The sequence below is a fragment of the Priestia sp. FSL H7-0729 genome, from assembly GCF_038005685.1.
Taxonomy (GTDB): Bacteria; Bacillota; Bacilli; order Paenibacillales; family Paenibacillaceae; genus Paenibacillus.
The window spans coordinates 385,509-406,040 of the sequence record NZ_JBBOTQ010000004.1 but is presented as its reverse complement, the minus strand read 5'-3'; the positions used below and the strand labels follow the sequence as shown (position 1 = coordinate 406,040).

The window sequence follows — 20,532 nt, the reverse complement described above, 5'->3', positions numbered from 1 at the left end:
ATTACAACCTCATAATCCCAAAATCGGACCGACTAAGATGGGCATCTACAGTGCTGTCCCACTAAGTTTTTCCTTTTGCTTTCGCTTCTCCTTACGTCTTCGACGCTGTTCCTGAAGAAGTTTGAGCCACATCCGCCATCCGCCTTCGACTTGGAGCACACGGGTGAGCAGTGTAACTCCAGCGATCAAAAGAGCTGTGATCCGAATCTTTACTCTACAATCGAGCTCTGTTCTGAACTCCATTTCGTCTGACCACACCGGCATTACCTGAAGCACGGGAGTATCATCGAAACGGATCTGATAGGTGAGAAAACCAACAATAATGGACTTGACACTCCACACCCAGCCCGTTAGCACCGCGGTGTATGCTGCATCACCAACCCCGATGTGGGTAGACCAGGACAGTTGAGTCATATGCACATGCATGAGTGTTTGCTTGAGCCACAGCTTGAGTGCATCGGTCGCTCTTAGCATAACCTTTACATCTTTGGCCCACTTTTTGACTTTGCGTTTGTTGACCCGCTCGCTTCCCTTGGCCTCCCCTCTGAAATGATTCATGGACTGTTCGGTCTTAACTAGAAAACCTTCCTTCATATTGCGAAAGACAATACTTGGGATCTCATAGTTAATCCGCACAATTCCATAGAGAAGACGAACATTAATATTGGCGTAATCATCACTTTTATGTTTGTTGAATGTAAAATGTACATGAACATTTGAGATGAGGACTGCGGCAATCAGCAATGCGAACAACAAACCGATTCCTCCAAGCCAAATCCACACAGGCCTTACCTCCAAGCCCTCAATTCTTTTCTCGTCTAGTATGGCACTCTGGATTGGAAAAAATTCACGTCTGACCTAAAAATCCCATTTCATATTTGTTACACAAAAAAACCGACTCCACTAACGGTGTCGGTTAATAAGATCTTACAATTTAAAATGATTAATCGGTAATATCATCCTCGCTGTCGACATGATTTGCATCATCTGTCGGATCAGCACTTTCCGGTTCCAGTTGTTGCAAATCCAGTTTATTGAATAACAGCTGTGTCTCTTCCTCCAGGTTTTCCGAATCTTCGAACAAGCCTGGTTCCGGAAGGTCTTTAATTGAAGCCAGTCCGAAATAATCCAGAAATGACTTGGTCGTTCCGTACAGAATTGGTCGTCCGATTGCCTCCGCTCGGCCCACTTCAATGATCAGGTCCTTATTTACAAGCGTATGAATAGCCCGTTCCGATTTTACACCGCGAATTTCCTCAATCTCAACCCGGGTGATGGGCTGACGATACGCCACAATGGCCAGCGTTTCCAGAGCCGCCTGGGATAAGGACGTGCGTGCGGGGGAGTATGCCAGTTTCTCAAAATATACAGCGTGGTCAGGCAAGGTGCCCAACTGAACTACACCAGCGATCTTGAGAATCTGGACACCTCGACCCTGCTGTGAAAATTCGTGAATCATCTCCTCAATCGCGTCCGTTACAAGCTCCACTCGCTGGTCGACGATCTCAGCAATTTGTTTGATACTAAGACCCTCTTCTCCGGACAAAAACAGCAGGCCTTCAATAATCGATTTCAATTTCGGAAAATCCATGATTCTTTGTTTCCCCTCTCCACTCCATAACGATATCCTCAAACATCCGTTCCTGATAACAGACAATCTGCTTCATCTTCATCAGTTCCAGCACTGCCAAGAAAGTCACGACAATCTCATGGCGATAGATATGCTCATCCATCAACTTGGAGAATAACAGTCTGCCTCCCGGCCCCATACTTTCCAAAGCGCCGATGACATCCCGTATCCGGTCTTTAACCGAAATTTCATCCCGTTTGATCCGGGTTACGGTTGTACGCTTCTCAGCCTTGCGTAGTGCCTTCTGGAATGCTGCAATCAGGTCAGAGGTATGCAAACCCTCAACCGGGTTCGAAGGAGCTTCTACAGGCATATAAGGGCGCAGATCCTCGGGCTCTTTGGAAAATATAAGGCTGCGTTCCCACTCCCGTTCATGAAGATGACGCGCAATGCCCTTATACTTGCGATATTCTATCAGACGTGCAATGAGCTCTGCACGTGGATCATAATCTTCTTCTTCCATATAATCATAATCCTCGAAGTCCTCAATCACCGGTGGTTTGGGCAGTAAAAGTTTGCTCTTGATCGACAGCAGTGTTGCTGCCATGACCAGAAATTCACTCGTAATATCCAGTTCCAGTTCCTGCATCGAATGCAGATACGCCATGTATTGATCGGTAATATCGCTGATGGGAATATCCTGGATATGAATTTCAGCCTTGTCAATCAGATGAAGCAGCAGATCCAAAGGCCCTTCAAAAGTCTCCAGTTTGTATGTAACTACCGTCACTAGACGAATCCTCCCGCCAGAAAAATACAAAACCCTGCTAAGCCGTCCGAATCCGGTCTCCCGTTTTCGTCTGCGCAAAGCAGGGCACTACTATTAAATAAGCACTATTTTAGCTGTTTCGTCAAGTTTGCCATCTCAATTGCCGCCGTAGCTGCATCCCAACCTTTGTTACCTGCCTTGGTTCCGGCACGTTCAATCGCTTGTTCAATATTTTCAGTTGTAACCAGTCCGAAGATTGTAGGTACGCCTGTTTTGAGGTTAATTGCCGCTACCCCTTTAGCCATCTCGTTGCACACATAATCGTAATGTGTCGTTGATCCACGAATAACGGTTCCCAGGGTAATCACTGCATCATACTTGCCGCTCTCCGCCATTTTCTGCGCAATCAAAGGGATTTCGAACGCTCCTGGAACCCAGGCTACATCCACTTCATCATCCTGCACGCCGTGACGTTTGAAAGCATCAAGTGCTGCACTAAGCAATTTGCTCGTGATGAATTCGTTGAAACGTCCAACAACAACTCCATATCTGGATCCTTCTGATACTAAATGTCCTTCAAAAAATTGTGGCATTCAAGTCATCTCCCTAACGGTATAATATAATGTAAGTAACGGAATTTCGGAAGGATTCACTTCCATAAATTACATGGTGGAATTAGTAATTCTACAACGCATTTACTCTTCGTTCTGCTCGATATCATCGAACTTGAGCATATGCCCCAGCTTGCTTTGCTTGGTATGAAGATATACCGTATTGTCCTCGTTCTCTTCCATCTGGATCGCAACACGCTCTACAACTTCAAGTCCATATCCTTCAAGACCTTTAATTTTACGAGGATTGTTCGTTAGCAGTCTGATCTGACGAACCCCAAGGTCTTTCAGAATTTGGGCGCCAATCCCGTAATCACGCAAGTCGGCAGCAAAACCCAGCTTCAGGTTTGCATCCACCGTATCCAGACCTTCCTCTTGCAGCTTGTAGGCTTTGAGTTTGTTGATTAGCCCAATGCCCCGACCCTCCTGTCTCATATAGAGCAGTACGCCGTTGCCTTCCTCGTTAATCTGTTTGAGTGCCGCATCAAACTGAGGACCACAGTCACAACGATGGGAATGGAATACATCGCCTGTCAAACATTCAGAGTGCACACGTACAAGTACGGGTTTGGAACCATCTATTTCGCCTTTAACCAACGCCACATGCTCCTTGTTGTCCACAGCGTTTGTATAGGCCACCGCTTGAAACTCACCAAAGTCCGTTGGCATACGTACAGCCACTTCACGTTGAACCAGCTGCTCTTTTTCGTTACGGTAACGAATCATGTCCTGAATACTGATCAGCTTCAGATCATGTTTGCGGGCAATCTCCTGCAGATCCGGAAGTCTGGCCATTGTGCCATCTTCCTTAATCACTTCACAGATCACGCCTGCGGGATATGAACCACACATAATGGCCAAATCTACCGCCGCTTCCGTGTGCCCGGCACGACGAAGTACACCGCCGTCTTTTGCAATCAGCGGGAACATGTGACCAGGCTTACGGAAGTCCCCGGCTTTCGCCTCAGGATCGATCAGACCTTTCACGGTAATAGAGCGTTCATGTGCCGAGATACCTGTTGTCGTATCTTTGTGGTCCACAGAGACGGTGAAGGCAGTTCCGTGGAAATCCGTATTTTGTTGAACCATTGGTTTCAAGTTAAGTTCGTCCGCACGTTGTTGTGTAATCGGAACACAGACCAGACCTCTACCTTCAGTAATCATGAAATTGATGACTTCAGGAGTCGCCTTTTCGGCCAAAGCGATAAAATCGCCTTCATTCTCCCGATCTTCATCATCCACAACAATGACCGGTTTGCCACGCATGAGATCATATATGGCTGCTTCTATCGTGTCCAAAATGGATTGTTCTGACATTGTCCCACCTCCAGTTTATTTCTTTCTCTATTTATGCAAATCCGTGATTGGCGAGAAAATCTTCACTGATACTGCGTGGCTTGCCAGCACCCGTCTCTCGATGTCCTCTCCCATACTGGAGCAGATGATCCACATATTTGCCCAAAATATCGCATTCGATATTAATGGTATCCCCTGTCTTTTTCACATTTAGTACAGTTTCACCAATGGTATGCGGGATAATGGAAACCGTGAATGCGGTATCCGTTGTATGGACAACGGTCAAGCTAATGCCATCCAGTGTAACCGATCCTTTGGGGATCAGGTATTTGAACAACTGGTGATCATCAGGCTTGATCTCAAACACAATCGCGTTCTGATCACGTGTTATACTGCCAATCACTCCAGTACCATCGACATGGCCCTGAACGATATGTCCGCCAAAACGACCGCCGGATTGCATGGCGCGCTCCAGATTAACTTTGCTGCCAGATTGCAGCTGACTGAGATTGGTATGGCGATAGGTTTCAGGCATGACGTCGGCGGTAAAACCTCCACCTTCCAGCGTTGTCGCAGTGAGACATACTCCGTTTACTGCGACACTATCACCAATCTTCAGATCGTCCATGATGGCGGAAGCTCCGATATTCAGGACCATCGCTTCGCCTTTCCGACCAATACGCCGGATCTGACCAACTTCTTCCACCAAACCGGTAAACATGCTGCCGCCTCCCTTGTTAATTTATTTATTCAGGCCACACCGGAATACCGCCAATGCTGATATTATCTCCAACTGATTCGATCTCCAACTGATTCAATTGAATCGCCTGATTCATACGTTCCACACCCTCGAAGCGGAAGCTTCCAGGTGTGTCATAACCGCCTACAATCTTGGGAGCGATAAACATGAGCAGTCGATCAACCAACCGTGCCTCCAGCATGGCTCCATTCAGAGTGCCTCCACCTTCAAGCAAAATAGAACCAATATCACGTTCACCTAACTTACTAAGTCCGTTTAACAAATCCACACGTGGTCCGGGACCACAGCGAATAATTTCAACGCCGTAAGCTTCCAAACGCTCAGCAGCTTCAGGACTGGCTTCGTCCGTTGTAAGTACCCATGTCGGAGCAAGTCCATCCTTAACCATTTTGGCACCTACAGGAAGACGTAACTTGGAATCCACCACGATACGCACCGGACTAATGCCTTCCACTTGCAAACGGGTTGTAAGCTCCGGATTATCAGCGATCACCGTGTCGACGCCAACCATAATCCCCTGATGACGATGACGAAGGGCATGCACAATCTCACGAGCGGGCTCGTTGGAGATCCACTTGCTGTCTCCGCTGCGAGTAGCAATCTTCCCATCCAAAGTTGTAGCCGTCTTCAGCGTTACAAAAGGGAGGCCCGTTGTAATAAATTTAATGAATTTTTCATTCATGCGTCTTCCACGCTCACGCAATACGCCAACTTCAACTTCAATCCCTTGTTGACGAAGCATGCTTATGCCTCTGCCGGATACTTGCGGATTTGGATCTTCACAACATACCACAACACGTTTTACCTTTTCATGAATCAGGCGTTCACTACAAGGTGGCGTCTTACCATAATGACTACAAGGCTCAAGTGTAACGTATACCGTACTGCCTTCCGCATCGCTGCCTGCCATGTTAAGTGCATGCACCTCCGCATGACCGGTTCCACGTTTCAGATGGCTCCCCAGACCTACAATACGTCCTTCTTTCACAACTACACATCCAACGACCGGATTAATTCCCGTCTGTCCTTGTGCTCGTTCTGCCATATCCAATGCCAGTGCCATATAAAATTCATCATTGATCATTTCCAAATCCGTTCACCCCGCGGTTTAAAGTCTTGTTTATTAAAAAATCCCCATCGAACAATCGGTTCGATGGGGATGATGAGAGACAAATGTCAACAACAGGAGTAAAATGGATACAGCACGCCAACACTTTGCCCAGAACTTCATTTCGGGCAAGTGAAAATAGACACATACCTTAATGAACATCAATCACAGGTAAAGAGCTTCTATCGTGTGGCATATGTATGGAACTGCCCGGCGTAACCGGATCTTCCCTGCACAGTAAAACATCACAAATCGTGACTGTGCAGCAATACTCCTGCTGAATGCAAACCCGTTAGGTCTGCACCTCTCCTTCTCCCATCCAGACTATACTGTCGGTTCTGGAATTACACCAGATCAGCCATCTGCCACAGGCAGACAGGTCACGGACTTTGCATGAATAGCTGGACATGTGTCCTTACACTTCATGCATCACCGCCGGTAGGGAATCGCACCCTGCCCTGAAGGATTGCTTTCGTTATTAATTGGATGTTAGCACTTTAATGCCAAAAAATCAATTGTTTTTTGTTCCTTTTTGTCACATACTAACTTTTAATAAGCTAAGATACAGCAAAAAAACCGCATCTCACTAAGAGACACGATTTTAGTTTACATCCTTCTCAGATCCATCACAGCATTCTACATATCAGGAAAACACCAACGCACCATATGCTTCAAATCTTTGGCATTGTGAAATGGCAAGCGGTCAGGTTCTGGCAACGGCGAACTGGGAAGCGGAAAACCTCTTGCTACTCTTCTGACCCAACTTGTGGAATCGATCGCGATAGCCGAGCATTGCCAGCGTCCAGTCGTTCTCGGTCGAAACGTTCCCTGCAAATCGGCTTTTCCCGGCATGTCTGGAAAGACACCATCGAGATATTCAACGATAACGCGTTTGTCTCTGACTTCATGACAGTATACCGTCACCCATACACCTTCCCGGACCCGAACCGCATACACATCTCCAGCTTCTGCCTCCCCAGTGCCTGCATCGGGAGATTTTTTTGGCACTTTCCCTCGAACACTTCTCTTTTTCTCCAATGCCCCTAAGATTGTGTCCTTTACAGTTGGGTTCTCTTCAGGCTTATCCGAAAGAGATATATTCGTCAGATCAAAATCATGGAATATCTTGTTCAGGTTGTTCTCATTGATTCCGACAGATGAGTCCCACCACGCCAGAGGCGCCTGTACCTCAACCCGCACATTGGGGCGCGCGTCACGCTGTATGTAAGTCGTGTATTCTGTGATCATTCCGGGATGTTCCGGCGTATCCAGTATGCCAATCAGAGCTAATGTCTCAAGCAAGTCCCGATAGGCATATTCCTTTTGTGTAGGCAAAAGACGTTCCTTCTTGAGTGCTATTGCTGCTTTGCTGTAGCGAGTTTTGGGCGGTAATTCACGCAGCACCGTCAACACCGCACGGAGTGTCCAGCGGTCGTAATCATTTGGTATTGGAAGCTCCTGCGCGGCAGCTAGCTCTCGAAGTGCCAGTACTTGTCCAAAGGGATCACCATCCAAAGGTGTTCCATTGGTCATGCGCCAATACCATTGCAACGTCGTGTCGGTTGCTTGATCTACGCTTAATCCGCAGATCTGACAAGTACTTGATGATGGATATGGCGTGTGTTCATGATCTGGCATACTGCTTGCAATAAGCTTGCCTGTAAGCAATGACCGCCAGAGCATGGGCGCTGACCACATCGATGCAACAAAAGCCTGTGCGGCATCCTCTAAGGTCCATTGATTCGCAAGTTTTTTCAGCTCATTAAGCGTTTCATCATGCTGCGGACGTACATATCGATTCGGTTCATGCCCGGCTGCCTCAAGAGCATCTAAATCCTGTGCGGATATACTCTGAGAAACATCATGTCGGGAAGCCTGTAGTTCTTCGTCCCACCGTGTGGGTCCGCTATAGATTTGTTTTAACAAATGTAATTGATCCACTGTATCCAAAGGTTCTTCATCCTCCCTTGTCGCTTCGTCTAACGCCAGAATAACCCCAAGCCAGAAATTTCGCCAGATCCATTATGCTCATTTTGTATTATTTCATGATGAAACATAAAAAAAGTGCTTCTATAAATAGAAGCACTCCGAGTTTAGATCAAGTAAGTCAAAGTTACAAAGCTTATTAAGCTTCTACCACTTCAACTGTTTCCATTTTATCTTTACCTTCCAAAGCATCCACGAACTCCATACCTTTAGTTACTTTACCAAATACAGTATGTTGTCCATCCAAATGCGGTTGCGGTTGGTAGCAGATGTAGAACTGGCTTCCACCTGTGTTACGGCCAGCATGTGCCATAGCGAGTGTTCCGCGCTCATGTTTGTTTGGATTAATTTCACAGTTGATTGTGTAACCTGGGCCACCTGCACCAGTGCCGTTAGGGCATCCGCCTTGAGCTACGAAGCCCGGAATAACGCGGTGGAATGTAAGACCATTGTAGAAACCGGAGTTAGCCAGTTTCTCAAAGTTTGCTACTGTGTTTGGAGCTTCTTGATCGAACAGATCGATCAGAACTTCTCCGCCGTTTGCCAATTTAATTTTCGCTTGTTTCGCCATATGTAAATGACTCCTTTCGTATTGACCATCGTTAGTGGTGCCAGAACGCATGACCCTGGGCCAAGCCTTACAGCACTTTTCTTAGTGTACACCGAAAATGTCCGGATCGCAAAAAAAACGGCAATTTTTTTCATAATTTAACTCAAATACACAAAAAGCAGACGAAAAAGGAAGTTCCCTTTTCATCTGCTTCAACTATAGAATCCCTATATCCTGAATAATGCAGAAACGCATTATCTTTGACGAATTAGCGAGTTACTGGTTGTTTGCCAATACGCGCTGGTACCAGGTCATTCTGGATGATATCCTGATACGTCTCACGGCGTACCACGACATCTCCTTGACCGTCTTTGACAAACACAACAGCTGGACGACGAATCCGGTTGTAGTTGCTCGCCATGGAGTAGTTATACGCGCCTGTGCAGGCTACAGCGAGTAGATCGCCGCTCTCCACTTTTGGCAGGTCCAGATCCCAGATCAGCATATCGCCACTCTCGCAGCATTTACCCGCAACAGATACCGTTTCCTGAGCAGCCTCATTCGCACGGTTGGCAAGCACAGCTTCATATTTGGATTCATACAAAGCAGGACGTGGGTTATCGGTCATACCACCATCAACGGCAACGTATTTACGCACGCCTGGGATGTCTTTGCTTGTTCCAACAGTATATAGCGTTGTTCCCGCTTCACCTACGATACTGCGGCCTGGTTCAACCCAGATCTCAGGTACGGCATAGCCGATTTGGGCAAAATGGTTTTTAACGGCGTCTGTAATAGCCTTCACGTATTGCGCAACTTCAAGTGGTGTATCTCCGTCGATATAACGGATTCCGAATCCACCACCGAGGTTAACCACTTTGAAAGCAACGTTAAGACGCTCATATACACTTGCTGCAAATTCAGCAACACGTTGTACAGCCATTTGGAAACCTTCAACTTCGAAGATCTGGGAACCGATGTGGGAATGCACACCGAGCAATACCAGGTTAGACTGCTTGGAAGCCAATTCAATCGCTTCAAATGCTGTACCATTGCCGATATCGAATCCAAATTTGGAATCTGTTTGACCTGTGGAAATATATTCATGCGTATGAGCCTCAACACCAGGCGTCACACGAAGCAAAATGTTAACTTTACGATTTTTGTCCGCTGCTACAGCCTGCAACAGATGTAATTCATTGAAGTTATCAACAACAAAGCATCCAATCTCTGCATCAAGAGCCATTTCGATTTCTTCCAACGTTTTGTTGTTACCGTGGAAATGAATGCGCTCAGCCGGGAATCCTGCTTGCAGTGCAGTAAACAGTTCACCATCAGATACAACATCCAAGGAAAGTCCCTCTTCAGCTGCAAGAGCACACATCGCCATTACACAGAATGCTTTGCTTGCGTATGCAACTTGGAAGCCCAATCCGGAAGCACGGAATGCTTCCATGTACTCTCTGCAACGCTCGCGAACCAATTGCTCGTCCACAACGTACAGTGGAGTTCCGAATTGTTCTTTCAGGTCTGTTGCATCCACTCCGCCAATCTCCAGATGCCCTTGCGCATTTATTTTACTTGTACCATGTAAATACATAATCTGCATTCCTCACTTTTTTGTATACTGGAACAGTTGCTATTCCAATGATTTTACACCAGTATATCAAATTAGGCAGCGAGATGAATGGATTTTTCGGAAGATCATTTGTGTTTTTTACTTTTTTGCAGTTCACCGTCCGGATCATCGGACATTTTGGTGTTGTCACGTGTTTTGTTAAATGATGGACGTTTTTTATTTTCCAGCAGGGGTAGCCGGAATAGAAAGTTGCCCAGGGCCTTTGCATTAAACGGTATAAAAGGCCAGAGATACGAAGAATTGTACGATCGGTGAACGGTGAGCGCCAATATAAGCAGTGTACTGCCCACGACCAACCCCGGAACCTTAAATATCGCTACTGCAATGAGCAGAAACAGCCTGACTAACCTGTTGGCCAGACCCAGCTCATAACTCGGCGTGGCAAACATACCAATGGCTGCAATGGCCATATAAAGTACAACCTCATTGACAAAATATCCGGTTTTCACCGCAATATCCCCGACCAGAATGGCTGCGATTAAGCCCATGGCCGATGCCAGAGGTGTAGGTGTATGGACCGCTGCCATCCGTAATAAATCGACACCAAGTTCAATTAGGAGGAACTGTAGAATTAGCGGCAGCTTTACATTTTCCTGCGGACCAATAAAGTCGAGTCCCATCGGTTTAATTGAAGGTTCAATAACCATGAGAAGCCATAGCGGTAGCAGAAACAGTGAAATAAGAATCCCTGCAAAACGCACCCAACGTAAATACGTTCCCATCAGTGCCGTCTGTCTGTTCTCCTCCGCATGTTCACACAGGTCGAAGAAGGTCGTAGGCAGAATCATTACACTGGGGGAGGTGTCTACGAAAATGACGACTCGTCCTTCCAGCAAATGAGCAGCTGTAACATCGGGTCGTTCCGAATAACGGACGAGGGGGAACGGATTCCAACCCTTGTTGATAATCGCTTCCTCCAGTTGTTTATCGGCGGCGGGAATACCATCAATATCCACTCGCTGAATTTTTTCCCGGACTGAATCCACCTGTACCTTATCCACAATATCATCAATATAAACCACGCAGACGTCCGTTTGTGTTCTCCGCCCCACCTGCATGATCTCAAACTTCAGTCCAGGGTCGCGTATTCTGCGACGCACCAATGTTACGTTAGTCAGGAGCGTTTCGGTAAAGCCGTCTCTGGAACCCCGGACTACCCTCTCCAATGAAGGTTCTTCCGGCGAACGAACCGGATAACTCCGGGTATCCATAATTAAGACCGAGCGATCTCCTTCAACGAACAATGCACTCATACCGGTAAGAACCTTGTTGATGACAGCACTCATCTTCTCGACTTTTTCCACCTGAATATGGGGAATGTAGCATTCAAAATACGATTTGAGCGCGTGCTCGGATATCTGATCGGGCGTAAGATAGGTTAACCTTTTTAATACTTCCAGTAGAATCTCATCTTTGGCGAAACCCGTTATAAGAAGCAATCCTACATGTTTGCCGCCCAGCACCATTTCTCTCATATCCACGTCAAAGGATTCCCCAAGTCCGAGAACTTGCTTGAGCGTGTTTTTATTTTCACTCATACGTGGGGAAATATCATCGTTTTCCTGCCAATACTGTACGGATTCCTCAATGCTGTCGGACATCTCATTTTGTTTTTTCTTATTGTACGCTTTCTCCTCTTCTTCCTTCTGAATCTCATAAGCCGACTTGTGTAACATCTCTTCCGTTATACCTTCACTATTTTCCTGCCCTGCGTGCTCCGTTCGTTCATCCATCTTCCATCCTCCTATGGCCACGAGTTACCGTTGATATATAAAAAAATCAAACAGGGAACCTGTCATTTTACCCAAAATCATGGCGAGCAGTAATCCAAACAAATAAGGTTTCATGCCTAATCGTTTGGCTAGTACGGGTAGTACATTCAGCACTTCGGTGAGTGCTGCGGCGAGCAGACCGATGAACACACCACAGAATAACCCAACGATCGGGCTAAGCAGCAATACCCCATGCATTTTCCAATGCCAGAAGTCCGCCACCGTCCCGACCAGTGAACCACCTATTAGCGCCCCTTCGTACCAGTGAGTCTTGTCATACGATTGCGTAAGTTGAGCCAACCTCGGAATCATATCAAGCACCAGAATGAGCGCAATTACGCCGCTTCCTACGGCAATTCCCCCTGCAATACCCAATACAATGCTGATTGCTCCATTAAGAACGCTCATCCGCATTCATCTCCCTGCGTTCCTGCTCATGCATCCGTTCGCTTTCCTCAATAACCACATATTGATCAACATTTTGCTGATATAGGAACATCTCCACCTCCAGAGGGGTAGGCTCCTCATTCCATTTCTTCTTGAACAAGTGATTAAAAAATACTGCCATTCCGAATCCAATGCCAATGGAATACGCCACTTGGAATAGATAGGGATGTTCGTCCCGATGCCCAGTCAGCATCTCCACAATTCGAATCTGTACTTCCTGCATGTTCACATCAGCATGAAAATTCATGATCGTTAAGGCTGATCCGAAGAACAGCAGTAGCCACACCAGAATGAACAGGGACTTGGAAGGTTGACCATTTCCCGCGATGACTTCAACCAATGTATGACCTGATCCCATCAGTTCAACAGTTACCTCCGGCAAGATGTGCCGAATTCGGGGAATAATCTGCAATATATCAATGAGAATCAGATTGCCATCCTCCGGTCCAGGGCGCAGCAGTTCAAGCTCTAGTAGCCTTTGCTCCTGATCTTCCGAAGAAGTCAGCACATGCGCAATGTCTCCAAGCTGGACTGCTCTGCCCCTCTGGATGCGAATACGGCTGCGCAGACGAACGTAGACCACTGGAGTGGGTGTCTGGGACATCCAAAGCACTCCTTTACTGCGTAATTTAGGTTAGTATTTGAAGAATGTGCAAATTTATTACAAACGTGTTGGAAAAAGATCGGGAGGTGGGTGGTGGCGCTGCGGGATGGATCGGTCATTGGTCGCTGTTATCCCCGGATTTCTTGAACTCTCCTTTTCAAGGAGGAAATCCGGTGCTAAAGGCGAACGCTTCGCTCTTTTTGACCGATTCCATCCCTCCGCTGACCATCGTCCTCCCGTTTCCAAACGTTTGTGATTAATATGCTAGGGAGTGGGCAGGAAGGGATTTAAGAGATGATTATTGGGGGTGTATTTTCTCTTTAACGGGGGAGTGGCTATAGATCAGGTTGAGGGAATCTGAGTGTGGAGCATTGTTTTCTATATCAAAAGAGTCGCCTTATGGGCGACTCTCCGGTGTTGGTTGATAGGCTTACAGCTCAAGAATTACTTTAAAAAATATTACGAATTCCTTTATTGACTCAATTTCCTTCTGAATTGTAAAGGGGTTGAATTCATTGTTTTCCGGAACTGGTTAATGTAATAACTCGTGCTGTTAAAACCGACCTCATAGGCAATTTCGGTGACGCTACGCTTGGAGGATTGCAATAGATCAATGCTTCTTTGGATGCGGTACTCTATCACATATTGCATGGGTGTAGTTTTCAGGATTTGCTTGAAATAACGGCATGTCTCCGATCGACTCAACTGTCCCGCCTTCGCAATATCTTCCAGCTTAATTTCATCGGCATAATTGAGATTAATCCATTGCAACATGTCTTTCATTCGATTGTTTCTGCTCATCTCTGATGGATCATGTTCTAGAGAATATCCGTTCATAATCAGCAGTTTCCACATATTAAGCACCGCAGAAGCAACATTCACTTCGTAAAAAGGAACTTGGTGCACTAACTCCTTTCTAATCCGCGCAATAACATCCAGAATCTGTTCTCCCCAAGCGTTAGCTCTTTCGATATACAGAAAAGGCAAATTGGTTGCTGTTACATATGGATGTACGTACTTTATATACAAATCCGAAGGCATGATAACATGCGGGGACAAATTCAGACATAAATAAATGCAGTTCTCGCTCTCATCGTGATCTTCAGCCATATGCATTATTCCACTGTTGATAAAAATCCCGTCACCTTTGGACAAAATCATCTTTTGATCGTTGATATGGAACAACGCCGTCCCCTGAAGAACGGTAACAAACTGCAATTCATCATGCCAGTGGAGAGGAATATGTCCGTGAACATTTTGAACAATGGTTGTCTCATAACAGGCTATAGATAATGTATCGGTACGGTGTTGCGTCATTTCTTTCAAATGTTGATCAATGATAAATTCGATCTTCTGCATGGCCCTCATCTCAATATAGTTATATTTTTAAGTGTAATATTGATATAAATGTATCGTATTTCTCCTTAATATAACACTATTCTTATATTTAAGGTGAGGCGAACAAGAATGACAACTTCTGCAAAATCCAAAATTTCAGGCATGGTACTCGTTCTGACGGGAGCCATCTGCTGGGGCATTGGGGGGACGGTATCTCAAAAACTGTTTCAACTGGATGGAATTGAGGTCAATTGGTATGTCACTGTACGCTTGTTAATTGCTGGGTTACTATTACTGGTTATTCAATCGTTTACAAATGGACGATTTCAGATTTTTGATGTGTGGAGAAATAAAAAAACGGCTGGACAGCTGATCATTTTCGGAGTGGTGGGCATGCTTGCCGTTCAGTATACGTACATGGCATCCATTAAACACGGCAATTCAGCGGTGGCTACACTGTTGCAGTATCTGTCCCCTGTCATGATCATGATTTACATCGCACTCCGTAAGCAGTCGGTCCTCACACGCAATGACCTTGCATGCGCCGTTTTGGCTCTCAGTGGGTGTTTTTTCCTGCTGACGAATGGCTCGCTTACGCGGTTATCTGTCTCCTCGCTGGCAGTGATATGGGGCCTGTTATCTGGAGTTTCAGCTGCATTTTATACGCTGTATGCCGTGCAACTAATTAAAAAGTACGATTCACTTGTTGTGGTCGGCTGGGCTATGATCATCGGTGGTTTGGGAATGAGTTTTATTCACCCGCCCTGGAAAATGAATTTTGCTAACATCACGCTTGAAACCTACGGTTATTTGATATTTACGATCCTTTTTGGAACCCTGATTGCTTTTTGGTTTTATATTGCGAGTCTCAAAAGTCTTACACCCAAGGAAACTAGCCTGCTCGGGAGCGCAGAGCCCCTTGCTGCTGTTGGAACAACCGTCATATGGCTCCATGAACCTTTTGGCTTCTATCAATGGATTGGTATGGCATGTATTCTTGGCATGATGCTGGTCATGCAGTCCAATCGTTTGAGATCTCCCCGTATTAACAACAAATAACCTTCCTCGCCATAATGCGCGATAGAAGGTTGTTAGTTGTCGTATATTGGTGCATAAGCGCCAATAATGTTGTTGTCGCAATCCCCGGATCACTGCGCGATCTGGTCGCGGATGGATTGCAGTATTTTTTTCTCCAGACGTGATACTTGCACCTGAGATATGCCCAGCCTGCTGGCAACCTCGGACTGGGTCTGATCCCGGTAATACCTAAGATAAACGATTAACCGCTCCCGCTCGCTGAGACCACCGATGGCTTCGTTCAGGGCCAGCTTGTCAAACCAACGTTCCTGAGACTCGTCGGCAATCTGATCCATTAACGTGATGGGATCACCGTCATTCTCAAATACCGTCTCATGGATGGAGGTCGGTGGTTTGTTCGCTTCCTGGGCAAATACGACTTCCTCCGGGGTTACCCCCAGCTCTGCGGCAACTTCCTTGATCGTTGGCAGACGATCCAGATGTTTGGACAGTTCGTCCCTTTTTTTGCGGACTTTATTCGCCATCTCTTTCAGTGAACGACTGACCTTCAGGGTACCGTCATCCCGCAGGAATCGCTGGATTTCTCCGATGATCATTGGTACCGCGTAGGTTGAGAACTTCACGTCATAACTGAGATCGAATTTGTCCACTGACTTGAGCAGACCGATACAACCAATCTGGAACAGATCTTCCGGATCATATCCCCTGTTCATAAAACGCTGTACGACGGACCAGACGAGTCTGATGTTGCAGTTCACCAGCGTATCCCGTGAGACATGGTCCCCCGACTGACTGAGCGCAATCAGCCGTTTGACCTCGGCATCGTCCAAATAGGTCTGTGAAGATGGTTTCACTTCAGCATCCATAAGAACACCAACCCCTAATTATACAATGCTTTCTTGGATTCAATCCTTTTTTTCATCTTGATGGAGGTGCCTCTGCCGGGCTCACTGCTGACTTCGAATTCATCCATGAAGTTTTCCATAATGGTAAAGCCCATGCCCGACCGCTCAAGTTCGGGTTTGGACGTATATAGTGGCTGTTTGGCCAGTTCAAGATCTTCGATTCCTTCACCGCGATCTTCCACAATAATCGTGATCATGTCTTCCCGAATCTCGGCCTGGATGGACACAACACCTTCGGCGTTGTTGTTGTATCCGTGAATGATGCTGTTGGTCACGGCTTCCGAAATGACCGTCTTCAGGTCACTGAGCTCGTCCATCGTTGGATCAAGCTGGGAGATAAATGCAGCAACGGTTACCCGTGCAAACGATTCATTCTCTGACTTGGCCGCGAATTGCAGATTCATGAAATTTGTCCCTGTTCCTTCATTCATGAGACGACCTCCAGACCTGAGAGAGCAGTTCCCTCATTTTCGTATATCGGCATAATCTTGAACAGACCCGACATTTCCAGCAAACGGTACACCGGCGAATTGACGTCACAGACCACCATCTTGCCGCCTTTATTCTTAATGAGCTTGTATCTTCCCAAAATGACACCCAGACCCGAACTGTCCATAAATTGCAGATCTTTCAGGCTGAGTACGAGATGCTCGCTTTGTCTCCGCTGGATAGCTTCATCCATCTGCATCCGTACCATGTCAGCTGTATGGTGATCCAGCTCCCCGGATAATCGTACAATCAGAATCCCGCGATGGTGTTCCATTTCCACATGCAAGTTCACGTTTGCTCACTCTCCTCCCTGTCTTGAACAAGGATTTCTACGCTTCCGAAGGCTTTTCCTGCCCCCCGACAAAACTAGAAGAAAACCCCTATTTAACTACAAAATACGTTCGAAGGATGCGTGCATCTCGCAGAAATCGCCGTTTAGTCAAACAGGTTGGACGTCGTCCGCTTGAACAGCTTCCACCAGCCAGCCTTATTCACATCCTGCGGTGCCTGAATGTCGAACTCCTTAATCACGTCGTTGCCCTGATAAACCACAAGTTTACCAATACTTTGCCCGGCTTTGATCGGAGCTTTCAATTCTTTGGCGACCAGCAATTCGTGCCGGATGTCATTGGACTTGGCTCCTTTGCGCATCAGTACACTGTAATTTTGTGTGGCATTCAGCGGCAACTCGGCTACTTCGCCTTTTTCGATTCTCAGACTACCCAGCAGATCCCCTGCCTTATAGAGAGCCTTCATCGTATATTGACTAAAGGCATAGTCAAACATCGAAGACACTTCGCTATTCCGTGTTTTGGTATTCGGTTCACCGAGTACCACGGAAACGACACGCAGTCCATCCTTGGACGCTGTTGCAGACAAGCAGAACTTCGCTTCGGACGTGTAACCCGTTTTCAGACCGTCTGCCCCTTCATAAAAACGAACCAGCTTGTTCGTATTCACCAGCCAGAATGGCTTTTCCGAATCTTTGCGAAGGTAATCCTGATAGGCACCGGTGTACTTCGTAATCCCGGAATGCTTCAGCAGTTCACGGCTCATGACGGCAATGTCATGGGCGGAAGAATAATGATTATCAACCGGAAGACCATTACAGTTGGCAAAATGAGTATCCTTCATGCCAAGCTCCTTCGCACGCTCATTCATTAGCTGTACAAAGGCTTCCTCCGAACCAGCAATCTTCTCGGCCATAGCCACCGACGCATCATTGCCCGAAGCCATCGCGATCCCTTTCAACATATCATCGACTGTCATCTCTTCCCCAGGCTCTAGGAAGATCTGCGAACCGCCCATGGAAGCGGCATATTCACTCGTTCTTACTTTGTCCGTCAGCTTCAGCTTGCCCGAGTCGATCGCTTCGATCGTAAGCAGCATGGTCATAATCTTCGTAATACTCGCCGGAGGCAGCTGATCATGACTGTTTTTCTCATAAATGACCGTTCCGGTGTCTGCATCCATTAAGATCGCAGAACGCGCCGACGGGGCCAGATCCGTTCCTCCCGCTGCCTTCGGTGTTTCTTCAGCCAATGCCGTTGATGCCAAAAGGGACAGCAGAATACAAAGGGTCATGAACGATGCCATTATTCTTTTCTTCACAAGGTTACCTCCTCAAATGACTTGCTTACTGCATGTTCCATACATGTACTGCTAATCATTGTCGGCCCGTTTCCAGTAAATTATTCCATGTAAAGCATGATTTCCCGAACTTTTATTGAAAATGTGGTCAAAGTAAAAAAACGCACTGCACTCAGCTAATGAGTGACAGTACGTTTATTTTATTTAATTTCTTTAATGTTTGGTTATAGAATAACTTTACTATTAACCAGGGATAGCTATCTTAGCACGTATTCCTTGTTCTTCAAGCATATATAATAGGTTTGTTCCGTCAATTAGTTCAATTGGCTTATCTTTTGAAAAACTTCTGGCATCGGGTCCAAAGGTTGATGTTGTAACTAAAATTCCTTTTGATGCATTTTCATTCATCATTGTGCCATACAAGTCCCGAACTGCGGCAACTTCTACCGTATTTCGATAACGCTTTGCTTGAATTATATATTTACCACCAAAAACTGGCCGTGGATCAAATGCAACTACATCAACTCCACCATCTCTACTTGAGCGAGTTACTTTAGATTCAAGCCCTATCTTCGAAAATAAATTACAGACTAAATGTTCAAAATCAAACGGGTTCATTTCTAACAAATTAGTTCTATCGTCTATACCTGAAATTAGATCTTTTTCATCTATAAACCGTTTATCAAACATATCTAAATTAACGATTGGTTTAACTGGGCTTAACTCCGCCATTGAGGGTGATACATGAGCTTTTAAACCCTTAATACACGATATGACATCAACCTTACTGAGATCAAAACGAGTAAATTCTTCTTTTCTTGTATGCAAAGTAATAATACACGGCTGAATCTCCAAGCCTGTACTTGCATCAACCGTATTGACTATACCATTAAATGCAACCGAATCAATATGCTCACCTTGGTCAGCTTCAAAAATCTCATGTAAAGTCCTCAATGTAACAGAAGCAATCAATTTAGAATATATTTCATGCTTATCTTTGATTTTAAATTCAGTTCCTCTTATCTCATCTTTACTCTGGATGTACTTGTACTCTTTATAGTCAGGAAAACATGTGATTGCAGGTAGTTCATATTCCACAATTAGCTCTTTACTCTCAACAATATAAATCAATTCAAATTCCTGTGGAAAAACTGAAATATAATTAGACTTTTCCAATACCATCGTGCAATATGACTCAACCGCATCTTTTTCACGATAGAAATATTGTGTTTTAAAATTATCGATCTGTAAGTTAGCTTGAGACACTGATTCCTCAAAGAGTTGCTTCTCAGACTCATATTTCTGCTTCGAACTCTGAAGGACTAAGTCGTTATCTGTAATTATTTCTTTTATCATAGTTACTGACAAGTTATATTTATTAATAGCACTTTGGTAAGCATCCTCGGCTTTTTGTAACCTTTCTTTTCTTCCGAATCCAAATAACTTTTCTAAAAGTTGAGGCTGGTCACTGTTCAAGAAATTTTCTAGTAATGGAGCATCTGTTAATACTGGTACTTCTTTCAAATGCGGCATCTTAAACGTGGGAAACTTTTCAGTATGGTATAAATCATCGAATGAAATTGTATCATTTACCCTTAAAGTGTGCGTGAGAATGTTATTGAATTCATCCAGAATGTACTCTACATCACTGTTGAGTTCGGCTGTTTCCTCTTTACGTCCCTCTATGTATGAAACTTTCTGTTCTCTTTCAAACGCTTTCTGCTCTTTGATTGATCTTTTTATGTGGAGCTCTGCTTCTCTCAATCGACGTTGTTCATTCTGTACAATTAAACGCTGCTGACGTTCAAATTCTCTTTGTCTTGCAATTTGAGCTCTTTCAGCATTTCGTTGTGCTTTCGCAGCATCCCGGGCGATTTTGCTTAATGTACTCACCAAACCTCGACGTCTTGCCACTTGCTCCAACTCCTCTAATATGTATATTTTAGACTATTCGTTTATCAATGATCTAACAGTCGGTTTTAGTATATATTTTAATATTTATTAAACATATGTTGAGTTCAATTTATAAATAGGGCATGTAGCTAAATCAATTCTTGAAT

General features: G+C 45.5%; 20 protein-coding genes and 1 riboswitch. Of the genes, 1 reads left to right on the top strand and 19 read right to left on the bottom strand.

The window, feature by feature from the left end; all coding sequences use genetic code 11:
- Positions 1 to 45: 45 nt before the first annotated feature.
- From MHH93_RS13005 to MHH93_RS12940, 14 genes are all read right to left on the bottom strand, one after another.
- Positions 46 to 783, bottom strand: a complete 738-nt coding sequence (locus MHH93_RS13005) for a DUF2953 domain-containing protein (protein ID WP_500054339.1) — start codon at positions 781 to 783, stop codon at positions 46 to 48.
- A gap of 160 nt (positions 784 to 943) precedes the next feature.
- On the bottom strand, positions 944 to 1,591 hold the full coding sequence (gene scpB, locus MHH93_RS13000; RefSeq protein WP_500054338.1) for an SMC-Scp complex subunit ScpB: 648 nt from the start codon (positions 1,589 to 1,591) through the stop codon (positions 944 to 946).
- Complete coding sequence (locus tag MHH93_RS12995) at positions 1,560 to 2,360, bottom strand: segregation and condensation protein A (protein WP_017687652.1); 801 nt, start codon at positions 2,358 to 2,360, stop codon at positions 1,560 to 1,562. Before MHH93_RS12995 ends, scpB begins: the two co-directional genes overlap by 32 nt.
- A 104-nt stretch (positions 2,361 to 2,464) precedes the next feature.
- Positions 2,465 to 2,932 carry a 6,7-dimethyl-8-ribityllumazine synthase gene (gene ribH / locus MHH93_RS12990; protein WP_017687651.1) on the bottom strand — a complete coding sequence of 156 codons (468 nt, stop codon included), beginning with the start codon at positions 2,930 to 2,932 and terminating at the stop codon, positions 2,465 to 2,467.
- Between the two features lie 102 nt (positions 2,933 to 3,034).
- On the bottom strand, positions 3,035 to 4,267 hold the full coding sequence (locus MHH93_RS12985) for a bifunctional 3,4-dihydroxy-2-butanone-4-phosphate synthase/GTP cyclohydrolase II (protein WP_500054337.1): 1,233 nt from the start codon (positions 4,265 to 4,267) through the stop codon (positions 3,035 to 3,037).
- 31 nt (positions 4,268 to 4,298) lie between these two features.
- Positions 4,299 to 4,967, bottom strand: a complete 669-nt coding sequence (gene ribE, locus MHH93_RS12980) for a riboflavin synthase (protein WP_500054336.1) — start codon at positions 4,965 to 4,967, stop codon at positions 4,299 to 4,301.
- Positions 4,968 to 4,992: 25 nt separating this feature from the next.
- Positions 4,993 to 6,096, bottom strand: a complete 1,104-nt coding sequence (ribD, locus tag MHH93_RS12975) for a bifunctional diaminohydroxyphosphoribosylaminopyrimidine deaminase/5-amino-6-(5-phosphoribosylamino)uracil reductase RibD (RefSeq protein WP_500054335.1) — start codon at positions 6,094 to 6,096, stop codon at positions 4,993 to 4,995.
- Between the two features lie 321 nt (positions 6,097 to 6,417).
- Positions 6,418 to 6,584: riboswitch (FMN riboswitch) on the bottom strand.
- A 166-nt stretch (positions 6,585 to 6,750) separates the two neighbouring features.
- Positions 6,751 to 8,055 (bottom strand): hypothetical protein, encoded by a 1,305-nt coding sequence (locus tag MHH93_RS12970; protein WP_500054395.1) that lies wholly within the window; start codon positions 8,053 to 8,055, stop codon positions 6,751 to 6,753.
- 184 nt (positions 8,056 to 8,239) lie between these two features.
- Positions 8,240 to 8,671 (bottom strand): peptidylprolyl isomerase, encoded by a 432-nt coding sequence (locus MHH93_RS12965; RefSeq protein WP_253438709.1) that lies wholly within the window; start codon positions 8,669 to 8,671, stop codon positions 8,240 to 8,242.
- Between the two features lie 247 nt (positions 8,672 to 8,918).
- Entirely contained in the window at positions 8,919 to 10,250 is a 1,332-nt protein-coding gene (gene lysA / locus MHH93_RS12960) for a diaminopimelate decarboxylase (protein WP_145148860.1), read from the bottom strand.
- A gap of 104 nt (positions 10,251 to 10,354) precedes the next feature.
- Positions 10,355 to 12,022: a spore germination protein gene (locus MHH93_RS12955; RefSeq protein ID WP_500054334.1), complete on the bottom strand. Its 1,668-nt coding sequence runs from the start codon at positions 12,020 to 12,022 to the stop codon at positions 10,355 to 10,357.
- 24 nt (positions 12,023 to 12,046) lie between these two features.
- A complete protein-coding gene (locus tag MHH93_RS12950; protein WP_179198576.1) occupies positions 12,047 to 12,475 on the bottom strand; it encodes a stage V sporulation protein AB in 429 nt (142 codons plus the stop codon).
- Positions 12,456 to 13,112, bottom strand: coding sequence for a stage V sporulation protein AA (locus MHH93_RS12945; protein WP_500054333.1), 657 nt, complete (start codon positions 13,110 to 13,112; stop codon positions 12,456 to 12,458). The genes MHH93_RS12950 and MHH93_RS12945 overlap by 20 nt, the downstream gene beginning before the upstream one ends.
- A gap of 471 nt (positions 13,113 to 13,583) precedes the next feature.
- Positions 13,584 to 14,471 carry a helix-turn-helix transcriptional regulator gene (locus MHH93_RS12940; RefSeq protein WP_500054332.1) on the bottom strand — a complete coding sequence of 296 codons (888 nt, stop codon included), beginning with the start codon at positions 14,469 to 14,471 and terminating at the stop codon, positions 13,584 to 13,586.
- A 108-nt stretch (positions 14,472 to 14,579) separates the two neighbouring features.
- Between MHH93_RS12940 and MHH93_RS12935 the strand changes: the two genes are divergently transcribed.
- Entirely contained in the window at positions 14,580 to 15,509 is a 930-nt protein-coding gene (locus MHH93_RS12935; RefSeq protein WP_500054331.1) for a DMT family transporter, read from the top strand.
- An 89-nt stretch (positions 15,510 to 15,598) separates the two neighbouring features.
- Here the strand turns inward: MHH93_RS12935 and sigF are convergent, their stop codons facing one another.
- The 5 genes from sigF to MHH93_RS12910 all read right to left on the bottom strand — a co-directional run bounded on the left by sigF (position 15,599) and on the right by MHH93_RS12910 (position 20,386).
- On the bottom strand, positions 15,599 to 16,354 hold the full coding sequence (gene sigF, locus MHH93_RS12930) for an RNA polymerase sporulation sigma factor SigF (protein WP_036607856.1): 756 nt from the start codon (positions 16,352 to 16,354) through the stop codon (positions 15,599 to 15,601).
- A gap of 14 nt (positions 16,355 to 16,368) precedes the next feature.
- Positions 16,369 to 16,824 (bottom strand): anti-sigma F factor, encoded by a 456-nt coding sequence (gene spoIIAB / locus MHH93_RS12925; protein WP_421886473.1) that lies wholly within the window; start codon positions 16,822 to 16,824, stop codon positions 16,369 to 16,371.
- Positions 16,821 to 17,174, bottom strand: a complete 354-nt coding sequence (gene spoIIAA / locus MHH93_RS12920) for an anti-sigma F factor antagonist (protein ID WP_017687636.1) — start codon at positions 17,172 to 17,174, stop codon at positions 16,821 to 16,823. The genes spoIIAB and spoIIAA overlap by 4 nt, the downstream gene beginning before the upstream one ends.
- Positions 17,175 to 17,317: 143 nt before the next feature.
- Positions 17,318 to 18,493: a D-alanyl-D-alanine carboxypeptidase family protein gene (locus tag MHH93_RS12915; protein ID WP_500054330.1), complete on the bottom strand. Its 1,176-nt coding sequence runs from the start codon at positions 18,491 to 18,493 to the stop codon at positions 17,318 to 17,320.
- Between the two features lie 222 nt (positions 18,494 to 18,715).
- Positions 18,716 to 20,386 (bottom strand): restriction endonuclease, encoded by a 1,671-nt coding sequence (locus MHH93_RS12910; protein WP_500054329.1) that lies wholly within the window; start codon positions 20,384 to 20,386, stop codon positions 18,716 to 18,718.
- Between the last annotated feature and the right edge of the window lie 146 nt (positions 20,387 to 20,532).